The 13,515-nt window shown below is 64.7% G+C and carries 13 protein-coding genes, 1 other RNA gene and 1 pseudogene; 8 read left to right on the plus strand and 7 right to left on the minus strand.

Annotation, left to right across the window (positions count from 1 at the left end):
* A pseudogene (locus LQ956_RS12045) lies at positions 1-102 on the plus strand (protease); the annotation flags it as partial.
* A gap of 226 nt (positions 103-328) precedes the next feature.
* Complete coding sequence (locus tag LQ956_RS12050; RefSeq protein WP_238630377.1) at positions 329-595, plus strand: transposase; 267 nt, start codon at positions 329-331, stop codon at positions 593-595.
* A gap of 123 nt (positions 596-718) precedes the next feature.
* Here LQ956_RS12050 and ssrA read toward each other — a convergent pair.
* The 4 genes from ssrA to LQ956_RS12070 form a co-directional block, all read right to left on the minus strand.
* Positions 719-1,072, minus strand: a transfer-messenger RNA (tmRNA) gene (gene ssrA / locus LQ956_RS12055).
* Between the two features lie 53 nt (positions 1,073-1,125).
* The gene (gene glcF / locus LQ956_RS12060; protein ID WP_238621867.1) at positions 1,126-2,349 is read right to left on the minus strand and encodes a glycolate oxidase subunit GlcF; all 1,224 of its coding nucleotides are present in this window, start codon (positions 2,347-2,349) and stop codon (positions 1,126-1,128) included.
* 2 nt (positions 2,350-2,351) lie between these two features.
* Positions 2,352-3,422, minus strand: a complete 1,071-nt coding sequence (glcE, locus tag LQ956_RS12065; protein WP_238621866.1) for a glycolate oxidase subunit GlcE — start codon at positions 3,420-3,422, stop codon at positions 2,352-2,354.
* The gene (locus LQ956_RS12070) at positions 3,397-4,161 is read right to left on the minus strand and encodes a metallophosphoesterase (protein WP_238621865.1); all 765 of its coding nucleotides are present in this window, start codon (positions 4,159-4,161) and stop codon (positions 3,397-3,399) included. Before LQ956_RS12070 ends, glcE begins: the two co-directional genes overlap by 26 nt.
* 195 nt (positions 4,162-4,356) lie before the next feature.
* Here LQ956_RS12070 and LQ956_RS12075 point away from each other — a divergent pair, with 195 nt between their 5' ends.
* Entirely contained in the window at positions 4,357-4,911 is a 555-nt protein-coding gene (locus tag LQ956_RS12075) for a 3'-5' exonuclease family protein (protein WP_238630073.1), read from the plus strand.
* On the opposite strand, the gene LQ956_RS12080 is transcribed toward LQ956_RS12075, so the two are convergent.
* The 3 genes from LQ956_RS12080 to LQ956_RS12090 all read right to left on the minus strand — a co-directional run bounded on the left by LQ956_RS12080 (position 4,795) and on the right by LQ956_RS12090 (position 9,348).
* Positions 4,795-5,445, minus strand: coding sequence for a hypothetical protein (locus tag LQ956_RS12080; RefSeq protein ID WP_238630074.1), 651 nt, complete (start codon positions 5,443-5,445; stop codon positions 4,795-4,797). The genes LQ956_RS12075 and LQ956_RS12080 overlap by 117 nt on opposite strands.
* 4 nt (positions 5,446-5,449) lie before the next feature.
* Positions 5,450-8,221 (minus strand): TRAP transporter permease, encoded by a 2,772-nt coding sequence (locus LQ956_RS12085; protein WP_238621862.1) that lies wholly within the window; start codon positions 8,219-8,221, stop codon positions 5,450-5,452.
* Between the two features lie 155 nt (positions 8,222-8,376).
* Complete coding sequence (locus LQ956_RS12090; RefSeq protein ID WP_238621861.1) at positions 8,377-9,348, minus strand: TAXI family TRAP transporter solute-binding subunit; 972 nt, start codon at positions 9,346-9,348, stop codon at positions 8,377-8,379.
* Positions 9,349-9,483: 135 nt separating this feature from the next.
* Here LQ956_RS12090 and glyA point away from each other — a divergent pair, with 135 nt between their 5' ends.
* From glyA to LQ956_RS12115, 5 genes are read left to right on the plus strand one after another with little or no spacing between them, the layout of a single operon-like run.
* Complete coding sequence (gene glyA, locus LQ956_RS12095; protein ID WP_238630075.1) at positions 9,484-10,737, plus strand: serine hydroxymethyltransferase; 1,254 nt, start codon at positions 9,484-9,486, stop codon at positions 10,735-10,737.
* A gap of 33 nt (positions 10,738-10,770) precedes the next feature.
* Entirely contained in the window at positions 10,771-11,253 is a 483-nt protein-coding gene (gene nrdR, locus LQ956_RS12100) for a transcriptional regulator NrdR (protein ID WP_238621859.1), read from the plus strand.
* 10 nt (positions 11,254-11,263) lie between these two features.
* Positions 11,264-12,412: a bifunctional diaminohydroxyphosphoribosylaminopyrimidine deaminase/5-amino-6-(5-phosphoribosylamino)uracil reductase RibD gene (gene ribD / locus LQ956_RS12105; RefSeq protein ID WP_238621858.1), complete on the plus strand. Its 1,149-nt coding sequence runs from the start codon at positions 11,264-11,266 to the stop codon at positions 12,410-12,412.
* 21 nt (positions 12,413-12,433) lie between these two features.
* On the plus strand, positions 12,434-13,090 hold the full coding sequence (locus tag LQ956_RS12110) for a riboflavin synthase (RefSeq protein WP_238621857.1): 657 nt from the start codon (positions 12,434-12,436) through the stop codon (positions 13,088-13,090).
* Positions 13,091-13,137: 47 nt separating this feature from the next.
* The gene (locus tag LQ956_RS12115; RefSeq protein ID WP_238621856.1) at positions 13,138-13,473 is read left to right on the plus strand and encodes a DUF3392 domain-containing protein; all 336 of its coding nucleotides are present in this window, start codon (positions 13,138-13,140) and stop codon (positions 13,471-13,473) included.
* Positions 13,474-13,515: the final 42 nt, after the last annotated feature.

Genomic DNA, 13,515 nt, shown 5'->3' on the forward strand with positions numbered 1-13,515 from the left:
GCACATGTGGACGGCAACTTGGTCACGGCACCCGCCTGGCCCGCGCATCCCGCTTGGCTGGCCCGCTTCCTGGAGGTCCTGGGGACGCGTATCGAGCCGTGACCGCATAGGTGTGGCAGCGGTGGGTGCCCTGCATGTATATCATGGGCGCCCGTACCCGAGGATTTGCAGGTACGGATCATGTCCAGGTCGGCGGCAGGCAGCACCGAGCAGCCGGGTAGAAACGTTCGGGCCAAGTCCGGCCTGAACAAGTCCATCCTCGATCAAGGCTGGTTCGAGTTCCGCCGCCAACTGGGCTACAAGCTGGCATGGCATGGCATGGCATGGCATGGCGGCTGGCTGGTTGCAGTGCTGCCACAGAACACCTGGCCGCACCTGTCCGTGCTGCGGCCAGGTGTCGGCGGACAACCGGCAGACGCAGGAGCGGTTCGCCTGCATCCAGTGCGGCTTCGAGGAAAACGCCGACGTGGTCGGCGCGATCAACGTTTTAAGGGCGGGACACGCCCGGTTCGCCTGTGAAGTGAGCGATGCAGTCAGGTTGCCAGCAGCAGGAACCCACCGAAGCGACTCAGGGGCGGCTCAATTCCGTGCCTGAGCGCCGTAGGAATCTCCGGCCTTCAGGCCCCGGGGAGGATGCCAACCTCAAACAAGAAAGGGGCCCGGAGGCCCCTGTTCGTGCGGTTGCTGGTGCATTCTGGAATGCCCCGAAACCTTCTGCTGGTGGAGGCGGCGGGAATCGAACCCGCGTCCGCAAGCCCTACGCCATTGGTACTACATGCTTAGTTCGTCATTTAGGTTAACGCCTTGGTCTCCGACGAACAGGATACCGCAGCGCGAGCCCGATCGGTTTTAGCGGTTAAGACCCGGGCAGGTCCGCTCCACGAGCTTGTATGCGATGACCTCTGAGTAGAACCTACAAGCAAATCCCTTCAGAGGCTAACCGGTTTTTAGGCGGCTAGAGCGTAGTTGTCGTCGTTGGCAACTATAGCGTTACAGCATTTTTGACGAGGTTAGCTGTATCCTCGGCATGCACCTCAGGTTTCACGACCCACGTCGAAGCCAGGTCGCCCCCTTAAAGTAAGAGACAGGTTACCCCAACGGAGGTTCCTTGTCATCCGGTGTTTTTCAGTGCCTCAGCAGGCCCGGGTTGTCCAGCAGCTTGATCCAGTGGACCACGGGGGTATCGGTGCCGGCCTGTAGGTGGGTCTGGCAGCCGATGTTGGCGGTGGCGATGATCTGGGGACCTTCCCGCTCCAGGTGCTCCAGCTTGCGTTGCCGCAGAGGTTCGGCCAGGTCGGGTTGCAGCAGGGAATAGGTCCCCGCCGAGCCGCAGCACAGGTGACTTTCCGCCACCGGCAGTAACTGGAATCCGGCACTGCGTAGCAGGGTTTCCACCCGGCCGCCCAGTTTCAGTCCGTGTTGCAGGGAACAGGGGGGATGAAAGGCTACCGTCCGGTTGCGCCCATCCACGGCCAGGCGTCGGATATCCTCGGGGTTCAGGATTTCGCAGGGGTCCCGGGTCAGTTCGCTGATCCGCCGGGCCTTGTCCCTGTAGTCGGGATCTTCACGCAGCAGATGGCCGTAGTCGCGGACATGGGCGCCGCAGCCGCTGGCGGTGACCAGGATCGCCTGGATGTCCATGGTTACTTGGGGCCACCAGGCGTCGATATTGCGCCGGGCCCGGTCGCGGGCAGCGTCTTCGGCGCTCAGATGCATGTCGATGGCGCCGCAGCAGCCGCCGTCGGCAGGGATCAGGCCGATGTCCAACTTGTTGAGCAGCCGGGCCAGGGCCGCGTCGATGTCCGGTTGCAGGGCCGGCTGGACGCAGCCCCTGAGGACCAGCATGCGCCGCCCATGAATCGGGGCCGGCCAGCTACCCTGATGGTGACGTTCCGGAATGCGCCGTCGCAGGATCGCGGGCAGGAGCGGCCGCAGGGCCTGGCCGATACGCAGCAGGAGTCCGAATAACGTGCGATTGGGCAAGACCAGTCGCAGCAGGCGTCGTTGCAGGCGTTCAGCCCAGGGGCGCGCCACTTGCCGTTCCACCTGTTCCCGGCCGATCTCCACCAGATGCCGGTAGTCCACTCCCGAGGGGCAGGTGGTCATGCAGTTGAGGCAGGTGAGGCAGCGGTCCAGGTGCTGCCGGGTGCGGTGGCTGGGGGGCTCACCTTCCAGGACCTGCTTGATCAGATAAATCCTGCCACGGGGACCGTCCAGTTCGTCGCCGCGTAGCTGGTAGGTGGGGCAGGTGGCGTTACAGAATCCGCAATGGACGCAGCTGCGAAGGATGCGATCCGCCTCCGCACCGCGGGCGGTCTGGGCGATGGCGTCCACCAGACGGGTCTGCATGGTCAGAGCTCCGGATACAGGCGCCCGGGGTTGAGAATACCCCGGGGGTCGAAGGCTTCCTTGAGGCGGCGATGCAACGTGAGCATGGGCGCAGGGAGGGGATGAAACGACTCCATATGGCCTCCGGCATGGCCCCGAAACAGGGTGGCATGCCCGCTGCGGGCTTCGGCCAGGGCACGGATGTCCGAGGCCGGCGCGTCACTGTAGAACCAGCGCAGCCCCCCCCCCCAGTCCACCAGGCAGGCGTCGGGGAACCCGGTCATGGGTGTGCCGGGAGGAACACTGACACGCCACAGAGGGGCATCTACATGGTAGAAGGGGTGGGTCTGTTCCCGTATGCCATGCCAAAAATCGTCGGCGCCCTCCATCACTTCTCCACCGACCAGTTCGGCGGCCTGCTCCACGCCCTGGCGCGCACCGCACAGGCGAATATGGAGGGTATCGTCCACATGACAGGCGGCGGAGAGAGGCAGCGGGCGCAGCCCCCATTCCTGCAGGGACTCCAGGGCGCGGGAGGCGCTGGCGGCTTGGATCACGGTGAGTGTGAAGGCCGGTTGGGGCAGCACCTTGACGGAGATGTCCAGCAGGACGCCCAGGGTGCCTTGGGCGCCGGCCATCAGCCGGGAGAGGTCGTAGCCGGCGACGTTCTTCATCACCTGGCCGCCGAAACGCAGCACCTCGCCCCGGCCATTGAGCATGCGCACTCCAAGGACGGCATCGCGCACGGCACCGGCATAAGGGCGGCGGGGGCCAGCGAGGGCAGTGGCGATGGTGCCGCCGAAGGTGGCCTGAGGGCCGAAGGCCGGCGGCTCGAAGGGGAGCATCTGGTCGTGATCGGCCAGGCGCTGCCGGATTTCGCCGAGGGGGGTGCCGGCGCGGGCAGTGAGGACCAGTTCTCCCGGCTCATGATCAATGATGCCGCGATGCCCGCTGATCTCCAGAGGGTCGGCATTGATCGGGCGGCCGTAGAAGGCCTTGCTACCTCCGCCGTGGATAGCCACCGGACTGCTGTCGGCATGAGCCTGGCGCAGTCGCGCCTGCAGTGCTTCAGTCTGATCCTGGTCGGTCGTCATCCCCGTTGTCCTTTTTGCAGGCGGTGTTCAGGGTGGTCAGGGTGCGCTGCGGGTGGATCTGCAGGATGCTGAGTTTGGCGTCCTGTGATTGATGGCCGTAGGTAGCTCCCGTATCCAGATAATAGATGTTGCCGCTATGACATGCCTCCGGGATGGGCGTGTGACCGAAAATCACCAGGTCGATGCCGGCCACCGCCGGAATCGTTTCACCCTTGAGGAGACGATTGATGCGCTTTCGAGACCACAGGGCATAGTCCCGCAGCTTCTGCTCGTCTTTCAGACGCCGGCTGAAGATCTGCCAGTTCATGTCCGGCGGGATGTCGGCATGCACGATGCCTACCCGCCCCTGTTCGGTGTCGACCTCGATGGCGAAGGGGAGTTGGCTGAGGGTCTGCTGGAATTGTTCCTGCTGTTGCCGGGAGATGGAGACCCACCATTCGCCGCCATTGAGGGTCAGCCAGCTACAGGCCAGATCCTTGTCCTTCGCGGCGTCCAGCAGCAGCTGTTCATGATTGCCCTGGACTGCATGGAACCAGGGGGCGGCGAGAAACTCCAGTGCACGATGGGACTCCGGGCCCCGATCGATCAGGTCGCCCACCGAGATTATGCGGTCTCGGTTCGGGTTGAACTCGAGATTTTCCAGGGCCTGTTCCAGGGCGGAGAACATGCCGTGCAGGTCGCCCACCACGAAATCCCGGCCGCGAGCGTTTCTTTCCAGTCGCAAAAAGGCGTTGCTCATGTCCTTAACCCCCGCTCCAGTGGTGAGATAGATCCACTGCAGGGTTGGTGCCTCCGGGTACGCAGGTTATGATGATCAACCCTGTCCTGGCTTTCGCCAAGCTTCTTTATGCCAGATCCTGCATCTCATAGCACGCTTCCCTGTTTTCTGGACTTTGAAGCGTCATCGCTCAGTGAGCAGAGCTACCCGATTCAGGTGGCCTGGTCCGATGGCGAGGGGCAGGTGGAATCCTGGTTGATCCGTCCCGCCGAGGAGTGGAGCGACTGGTGCGATATGGCGGAGGAGATGCACGGGATTACCCGGGAATCCATTGAGGACGCAGGGCGGGATATCACCTGGGTGTGCCGACGCATGAACCAGGCTCTGGCCGGGAAGGTGGTCTTCACCGATGGGGTCCATCTGGATCGTTTCTGGTTGCGGCGCCTGTTCGTGAGCGGAAATGCCATGCCGCGCTTTCGTCTGGGGGATCTGTTCAAGCTGCTGGAGCCCCGGCTGCCACCGCCGGAATATCGGCCGCCGGACTTTCTGCGGGGCCTGATGGACAAGGCTTGGAAGCTGACTCCGGGCTTTGCCCATCAGGCGGACAGCGACGTCAAATACATGCTTAACCTGTGGCGGCTGGTGCGCCACGGGTCAAAATTGTCGCGAAAACCAGATGCCGGCGCTGCGACGGCCGCCGGACTCCACCTGGAGGGTTACCCGCCCGGTGGTGTCCACGAACACGTCCATGGCAGCGGTGGCGGTTACTGATTCATCCTCGCGCAGGGTGGCACTGCGTCTGATGTCGCCCCGAGCGGTTTCATCCCCATCCACCCGGGCATAGTCCACGCCCAGTCGCAGCTGCAGCGGATCGAACCGGAAGGCCGACTCCAGGCCCATCCCCCATTCGTTCCAGACCAGGCGGGTGTTTTGCCCGGCATCGCTTGCGTCCGCCTCATGGTAGGTGAACCGACCCAGGGCGCTGAGGGTGGCCGGACCGGCCTGCAGCATTCGAAAGCGCCCCGACGTGCCCAGATACCACCCGGTGAGGTCCAGTCCTCGGGTGCTGGGATTGCCACTCTGGGTCAGGCTCAGATAGCCTCCGTGGAGCCCGATCCAGAGCCCTTCCAGAAACTGTTCGTGCAGGCGCAGACCCAGCCGGTTCACGCGGGTTTCCACCGTGTCGCCGTCCACCCGCCAGTCGCTGATCTGCCGTTGCAGATAGAGCTCCAGTTCCGGTCCACCGGTTTGTGCCGGCAGACTCAGGGGCAGGGCAAGCAGGGCGATGAACAGGATCGGACGCATCGGATCACCTCGGGGTGGACAGGGGGACGGCAGGATCACGGCGACGGTGTTGCCGCCAGGCGATCAGGCCCAGCAGGGCCAGGGCGGGCAGGTAGAACCATTCGGGGGCCGGTCGGCGGGCGGGCACCATCACCTCGGTGATCTGCCAGCCGGGTTCCAGTCCCAGACGCTCCGCCGGGCTGCCGAAGGAGATGAAGCTGACGCTGACCTGATCGCCGAAGGTCATGATGCCCAGTCCGGCCTGACGCAGGCGCTGGGTTGGCGGGGCCGGCTCCCCCAGGGGGAGCATCACGGCCCGAGCCACTTCCCGGCCGTCCAGATCCATGCCTTCCACCAGGAGTCGCAGATGCCCCCCGCCGGGGGCGGCCTCGATTACGGTCTGGATCTCGGTGGCGGGCAGGAGATCATAGCGGGGGTGGATGCGGTCCATGAGTAGGTTGGGGACGAACATCACCAGGGCCGCCGCCAGTAGGAGGGCGGATTCATGCAGGCGGCTACGGGTCAGGAACCAGCCTTGAGTGGCGGCGGCGAACATCAGGATACCGGTGAGGGCACCCATGAAGGTGAGCATCAGCTGCCAGGGGCTGTCCACGCCGATGAGCAGCAACTGGGTGTTGAACACGAACAGGAAGGGCAGGGTCACGGTGCGCAGACTGTAGATGAAGGCCTGCACCCCGGTACGGATCGGGTCCGCCCGTGAGACCGCGGCGGCGGCAAAGGAGGCCAGGCCCACCGGCGGGGTGACGTCCGCCATGATGCCGAAATAGAACACGAACAGATGGGCCGCGATCAGCGGGATCAGCAAGCCGTGCATGGAGCCCAGTTCCACGATCACCGGGGCCATCAGGGTGGCGACGATGATGTAGTTGGCGGTGGTGGGCAGGCCCAGACCCAGCACCAGGCAGATGACGGCGGTGAGCAGCAACATGAGCATCAGGTTGCCGCCGGAGAGGAATTCCACCAGATCGGTCATGGCCAGGCCGATGCCGGTCATGGCCACGGTGCCGACGATGATCCCGGCCGCGGCGGTGGCGACGCCGATGCCCACCATGTTGCGGGCGCCCTGGACCATGCCGTCAGCCAGGTCTTTCAGACCCTGCAGGACTGCGCCGGGATACCGGGTCGTGACGGGTATCGACATGTCGTCCGGCGTGTCTTCCCATGGCCGCCCGAACAGCACCATCAGCGGTCGCTGAGTCACCATGATGAAGATCATGAACACCACCGCCCAAAAGGCCGACAACCCGGGCGAGAGCCGTTCCACCACCAGACACCACACCAGCACCACCACCGGCAGCAGGTAGTGCAGTCCTGCCTGCAGGGTGGGCCTTGGGTCCGGCAGTTCCAGGTGCCCCTCGTCCACCATGTGGGGCTCCGGCACCCGGCAGGCGATCCAGAGCAGGCCCAGATAGGCGGCCATCACCAGCCCTCCGATCAGCCACGTGGAGGCGTCGCCGGTGACGGTCTTGACCCAACCCAGGCCGTAGTAGGTGGCGCCGGCCAGGATGAACAGTCCCGAGACAGTGAGGCCGAAACCGATCAGACGACTCTGCCAGGTGCTTTCATGGCGTCTGGGCAGTCCTTCCATGCCGGCCTTCATGGCCTCCAGGTGGACGATGTAGAACAGGGCGATGTAGGAGATGACCGCCGGCAGGAAGGCGTGCTTGACCACCTCCACGTAGGGGATGCCCACGTACTCCACCATGAGGAAGGCGGCGGCCCCCATGACCGGCGGCATGAGCTGACCGTTGACCGAACTGCTCACTTCCACCGCCCCGGCCTTGTGGGCGGGGAAGCCCACCCGCTTCATCAGGGGCACGGTGAAGGTGCCGGTGGTGACCACATTGGCGATGGAGGAGCCGGAGACCATGCCGGTCATGCCCGAGGCCACCACGGCGGCCTTGGCCGGGCCGCCCCGCAGGTGCCCCAGCAGGGCGAAGGCCACGCGGATGAAATAGCCGCCGGCACCGGCTTTTTCCAGCAGGGCACCGAACAGCACGAACAGGAAGACGAAGCTGGTGGAGACCCCCAGGGCGATACCGAAGACCCCTTCATTGGAGAGCCACTGCTGGGACATGGCGCGGGCAAAGGAGGCGCCCCGGTGGGCGATCATGTCGGGCATCCAGGGGCCGGCGAAGGTGTAGAGGAGGAACACCAGGGCGATGATCATCAGGGCGGGTCCCAACACCCGGCGGGTGGCTTCCAGCAGCAGCGCCATGCCGCAACCGGCGATCGCCAAGTCCAGGGGGGTGGGTGCGCCGGGCCGCTGGGCCAGTTCCTGGTGGAACAGGAACAGGTAGGCGGCGCAAAAGGCGGCAATGGCCCCCAGCAGCCAGTCGGCCATCGGCACTTGGTTGGCCGGGGCAGGGCGCAGGGCCGGCCAGGCGGCCAAGAGGACGGCGCCGCCGGTGGCGGCGAAGACCCAGGCCCTGGGGATATCGAGGATGAACTGGTACAGGGCCAGGCCGAACAGGCCGGCGGCCAGCAGCAGGAAGAAGATCCCCGCCAGGGGGCGATGCCTGGCCATGGGGCTGATGGCGGGGAAGGCGAGGAAGGCGAGGAAGACGGCAAAGGCCAGGTGGATGGAACGGGCCTGGGTCTCGGAGACGACGAACACGTCGAGCCAGAAAGGCAGGGGAGAGGCGATCCAGATCTGGAACAGGGACCAGGCCAGGGCGGTGACATAGAGCAGCGCCCGGACCGGTGGCCCGGGTTTGCGACCGCCGGTTTCCACCTGACCGGCCAGGTCGATGCTGGAAGTGTCCTGGTTGTTCACAGGTGTTTTGTCCGTTCAGATCGTGAAGAAGCCCCTCTCCCCTGGTGGGAAAGGGGTTGGGGAGAGGGGAGGCCGTTGGCACAGTGGTTCAGTCAGGCTCCCCCCTCATCCCCGGCCCTTCTCCCGCGAGGGGAGAAGGGGGCATAGAGAAGGTCTCAGTCCATCAGCCCTGCTTCCCGGTAATACCGCCTGGCCCCCTCATGCAGCGGCGCCGACAGGCCCTGACTCACCATGGCCTCTTTCTCCAGCACGCCGAAGGCCGGGTGCATCCCCTTGAAGGTGTCGAAGTTCTCAAACACCGCCCGGGTCACGCTGTAGATGGCGGCGTCCGAACTGCGGGTGGAAGAGACGAGGGTGGCACCCACGCCGAAGGTCTGCACGTCCTCGTCCTGCCCCGGATACATCCCAGCCGGGAGGGTGGCGCTGAAGTAGTAGGGGGTGCCCTCCACCAGGCGATCGATCACCTCACCACTGACCGGTACCAGACGGGCATTGCAGGTGACGATGGGTTCCTGGATGGCCGCCGAAGGGTGACCCACCGTGAACAGCACCACGTCGATCCGGTTGTCACACAGGGCCTGTCCCTGCTCCCGGGACGGCAGTTCCGAGGCCAGGGCGAAATCCTGCATCGTCCAGCCGTAGTGCTGCATCAGCATTTCCACCGTGCCCCGTTGCCCGGAACCCGGATTGCCGACGTTGACCCGCTTGCCCTTGATGTCCTCGAAATGCCGGATGTCGCTGTCCGCCCGCACCAGCACCGTGAACGGCTCCGGGTGCAGGGACATGACGGCCCGCAGGCTCTCATCCGGGCCTGCGTCCTCAAAGCGCTCGGAACCATGATAGGCATGGTACTGCCAGTCCGACTGCACCACCCCAAGGTCCATCTCGCCGGCGCGGATGGAGTTGAGGTTGAACACCGAACCACCGGTACTCTGGGCTCGGCAGCGCAGGCCATGGCTGTCCTGGTCCCGGTTGACCAGCCGGCAGATGTGCTGGCCGGTGGGATAGTAGACACCGGTGACACCGCCGGTGCCGATGGTGATGAAACGCTGGTCGGCCGCGGCGGGCAGGGCCGCCAGGCCGGCCAGTACTGCGGTCAAGGCCATTCCTGTCATGTGCTTGCGCATGGGTTTTTCTCCTGAAGGCAGCTGTGAACCTGACTCCTGTTCATGGGTTTTTTGCGTGCGTGGAAAGGCAAAATCCAGTAACATTCAAGCCTTTTTCGAACGCCTGATCAATCGCTTTGCGGGGAGTAACCCGAAATGTTTTCCAGCAACATGAGTATCGCCGGCTACGATGATGAGCTTTGGCAGGCCATCGAATCCGAGTCCCGTCGTCAGGAAGAGCATATCGAGCTGATCGCCTCGGAGAACTATGCCAGCCCCCGGGTGATGGAAGCCCAGGGCTCGGTACTCACCAACAAGTATGCCGAAGGATACCCCGGCAAGCGCTATTACGGTGGCTGCGAATACGTGGACAAGGCCGAGCAACTGGCCATCGATCGCGCCAAGACCCTGTTCGGCGCCGACTACGCCAATGTTCAGCCTCATTCCGGTTCCCAGGCCAACGCTGCCGTCTACATGGCCCTCCTTAACCCCGGCGACACGGTGCTGGGCATGAGTCTGGCCCATGGCGGCCACCTCACCCACGGTGCCAAGGTCAACTTCTCGGGCAAGATCTACCACTCGGTGCTCTACGGCATCGACGATCAGGGCTATATCGATTACGACCAAGTGGAAGCCCTGGCGGTGGAGCACAAGCCGAAAATGATCGTGGCCGGTTTTTCCGCCTATTCCCGAGTGGTGGACTGGCAGCGCTTCCGTGACATCGCCGACAAGGTGGGCGCCTATCTGATGGTGGACATGGCCCATGTGGCCGGTCTGGTGGCCGGTGGGGTCTATCCCAATCCGGTGCAGATCGCCGACGTGACCACCTCCACCACCCACAAGACACTGCGCGGTCCCCGGGGCGGCATCATCCTGGCCCGGAGCAATCCGGAGTTGGAAAAGAAATTCAATTCCCTGGTCTTCCCCGGTACTCAGGGTGGCCCGCTGATGCACGCCATTGCCGGCAAGGCCGTGGCCTTCAAGGAAGCCCTGGAGCCGGAGTTCAAGGCCTATCAGCAGCAGGTGGTGGCCAATGCCCGCGTGATGGCGGCCGAGCTCATGGTCCGGGGCTACAAGGTGGTCTCCGGCGGCACCGACAATCACCTGTTCCTGGTGGACCTGATCGACAAGGGCATCACCGGCAAGGATGCGGATGCGGCCCTGGGTCGGGCCAACATTACCGTGAACAAGAACTCGGTGCCCAACGATCCCCAGTCGCCTTTCGTCACCAGCGGCCTGCGCATCGGCACCCCGGCGATCACCACCCGCGGCTTCAAGGAAGCCGAGTGCAAGGCATTGGCCCAGTGGATCTGCGATGTGCTGGACGATCTCGAGAACCAGGCCGTGATCGATCAGGTCAAGGCCCGGGTGCTGGATGTCTGTGCCCGTTTCCCGGTGTATGGCTGCTAGGGATGCATCGGGGCAGCCCGGGGTGAGATCACCATGAAATGCCCTTTCTGCGGCACCCCCGATACCCGCGTGGTGGATTCCCGCCTCGCGGGCGAGGGGGATCAGGTCCGCCGGCGCCGGGAATGCGTCTCCTGCGGCGAGCGCTTCACCACCTTCGAGGGGGCGGAGCTGAACCTGCCGCGGGTAATCAAGCGAGACGGTGGTCGTGAGCCCTTTGCCGAGGCCAAGTTGCGGGCCGGCATGATGCATGCGTTGGAAAAACGCCCCGTGCCGACGGATCAGATTGAGGCCGCGGTGGCGCGGATCAAGCATCAGGCCCTGAGTCAGGGCGAGCGCGAGATTCCGGCCAAGCGCATCGGTGAATGGGTGATGGATGCCCTGAAGGAACTGGATCAGGTAGCTTACATCCGCTTTGCCTCGGTGTACCTGAGCTTTGCCGATGTCCAGGCCTTTCGCGAGGTGGTGGAGCGTCTGGAAAAGGAACCGCCGCCCGAAGGCGGTTCCCAGTCCTCTTAGGCGTATGGTCATGGATCCGTTCAGCGGCCGGGATCATCGACTCATGGGGCGGGCCCTGCAACTGGCTCGCCGCGGGCTTTACACCACCGATCCCAACCCCCGGGTGGGTTGCGTGGTGGCCCGGGATGGCCATGTACTGGGGGAAGGGTTTCATGTGCGGACCGGTGAACCCCATGCGGAGGTCCTGGCCCTGGCCCATGCCGGTGAGGCAGCCCGGGGTGCCACCGCCTATGTGACCCTGGAGCCCTGTAGTCATCATGGCCGCACCCCGCCGTGTGCGGATACCCTGATCAAGGCCGGGGTGGGGCGGGTCGTGTCGGCCATGACCGACCCCAATCCCTTGGTGGCCGGCCGGGGACTGGAGCGGTTGCGGGAAGCAGGTGTGGATGTGGCCGTGGGCCTGATGGAGGCGCAGGCACGCGCCCTCAACCCCGGTTTTATTAGCCGTATGGAGCGGGGGCGGCCCTGGGTCCGGGTCAAGCTGGCGGCCAGTCTGGATGGTCGTACCGCCATGGCCTCCGGCGAGAGCCGGTGGATCACCGGTGAGGCGGCGCGGCAGGATGTACAGTATCTACGGGCCCGTGCCTCGGCCATCCTGACGGGGATGGGTACGGTGCAAGCCGATGATCCCCGTCTGGATGTCCGGCTGTCGGCCGAGATGCTGGACGTGGACGGGCCGGTGCGCCAGCCCTTGCGGGTGGTGCTGGACCGGGAGGGTCGGCTGACCGCCACCGCCCGCCTGTTTCAGACCGGTGGCCCGGTGCTGGTACTGACCGCCCCCGAGGTGCTGACCCGGCAGACCCGGGACCTGGCCGCCGCCACCGCCCGGGTCGAGGCCGTGACCGTCTCCCGGGGGCATCTGGATCTGCCGGCCGTGATGGGCGTGCTGGCCCGGCATCAGGTCAATGAACTGCACGTGGAGGCCGGTCCGGTGCTGTGCGGTGCCCTGCTTGAGGCGGGCCTGGTGGATGAGATGGTGATCTATCTGGCGCCCCATCTGATGGGTTCCATGGCACGGGGTCTGTTCGACCTGCCCTTGGGCCGGATGGCGGATCGCCTGGCGCTGGAAATCAGCGACGTGCGGGCCGTGGGCAGGGATTGGCGTATCACGGCCCGCGCCGCCCGGTCGCTGACCGATGCGCCCCGGCATAATCAGTAATCATCAACCCGAGACCTCGACATGTTCACAGGTATCATACAAGCCGTCGGCACCCTGTCTTGTGTCGAGGCCCGGGGCGGCGATAGCCGCCTGACCTTGCGCACCGGCAAGCTGGCCCTGTCCGATGTGAGGCTGGGCGACAGCATCGCCGTCAACGGCGTCTGCCTGACCGCCGTGGCCCTGCCCGGAGACGGTTTTGTCGCCGATGTCTCCCGTGAGACCCTGGCCAGAACCTCTCTGGGCAATTTATCGCCCGGTGACCCGGTGAACCTGGAAAAGGCGCTGACCCTGTCCACGCCCTTGGGCGGGCACCTGGTCAGTGGCCATGTGGATGGCCTGGGGCGGATCACCGCCATCGACCCCGATGGTCGCTCCTGGCGCTATCATGTGCAGGTGCCCGACGAACTGGCCCGGTACATCGCACCCAAGGGGTCCGTGTGCATTGATGGCACCAGCCTGACCGTGAATGCGGTGGACGGTGCGTTGTTCACCGTCAATATCGTCCCTCATACCCAGCAGGAGACCATCATCCGGACCTATCGGGTGGGTAGCCGGGTGAATATCGAGGTGGATGTGATCGCCCGTTATCTGGAGCGTCTGTTGCTGGGTGACAAGGCCGCCCAGCCCGGCAACGGCCTCAGCGAGGCCTTTCTGGCCGAGCACGGCTTTCTGAAATAGGCGTGACGCTTGTGCATGATGTGATCTCGAACCAGGGGGGATGACCCATGATGGAGTGGCTGGATGATACCCTGCTGCAGGCGGGTAGTTGGGTACGCGGCTATGTGGGCCAGATTGCACTGGCCTTCGTGGCCACTGTGCTGGTGATCTACGGCAATGACATCAACCGCATGGTGAAGATGATCCTGCGGTCTTATCACCGTCTGATCCGCCTGGTGGGTTTCGTGCTCATGTGTGCCTTCGGCTATGGTGCCGTAACCGTCTTTCTCACCCCCATGCTGGCCGATGCCATGCTCATGGTGGATACCCGATGGATGGCCCCCGTGGTGGTGGGCGCCTTCCTGCTGCTGGGCTTTCTGGCCGAGCGCAAGCATCAGATGTGATCCGATCCCCGGATTTTGTTCCAAATCCCTGCCGGCGGTTGC

Origin of the sequence: Ectothiorhodospira lacustris (genome assembly GCF_022227845.1) — a bacterium.
GTDB classification, from domain to species: Bacteria; Pseudomonadota; Gammaproteobacteria; order Ectothiorhodospirales; family Ectothiorhodospiraceae; genus Ectothiorhodospira; species Ectothiorhodospira lacustris.

Bases quoted from the DNA above. Each gene is read 5' to 3' on its own strand.
- LQ956_RS12070 (WP_238621865.1), bottom strand. From the start codon at position 4,161: ATGAGCAACGCCTTTTTGCGACTGGAAAGAAACGCTCGCGGCCGGGAT.
- LQ956_RS12115 (WP_238621856.1), top strand. From the start codon at position 13,138: ATGATGGAGTGGCTGGATGATACCCTGCTGCAGGCGGGTAGTTGGGTA.
- ribD (WP_238621858.1), top strand. From the start codon at position 11,264: ATGGATCCGTTCAGCGGCCGGGATCATCGACTCATGGGGCGGGCCCTG.
- glcF (WP_238621867.1), bottom strand. From the start codon at position 2,349: ATGCAGACCCGTCTGGTGGACGCCATCGCCCAGACCGCCCGCGGTGCG.
- LQ956_RS12110 (WP_238621857.1), top strand. From the start codon at position 12,434: ATGTTCACAGGTATCATACAAGCCGTCGGCACCCTGTCTTGTGTCGAG.
- LQ956_RS12080 (WP_238630074.1), bottom strand. From the start codon at position 5,445: ATGCGTCCGATCCTGTTCATCGCCCTGCTTGCCCTGCCCCTGAGTCTG.
- glyA (WP_238630075.1), top strand. From the start codon at position 9,484: ATGTTTTCCAGCAACATGAGTATCGCCGGCTACGATGATGAGCTTTGG.
- LQ956_RS12050 (WP_238630377.1), top strand. From the start codon at position 329: ATGGCGGCTGGCTGGTTGCAGTGCTGCCACAGAACACCTGGCCGCACC.
- LQ956_RS12090 (WP_238621861.1), bottom strand. From the start codon at position 9,348: ATGCGCAAGCACATGACAGGAATGGCCTTGACCGCAGTACTGGCCGGC.
- nrdR (WP_238621859.1), top strand. From the start codon at position 10,771: ATGAAATGCCCTTTCTGCGGCACCCCCGATACCCGCGTGGTGGATTCC.
- glcE (WP_238621866.1), bottom strand. From the start codon at position 3,422: ATGACGACCGACCAGGATCAGACTGAAGCACTGCAGGCGCGACTGCGC.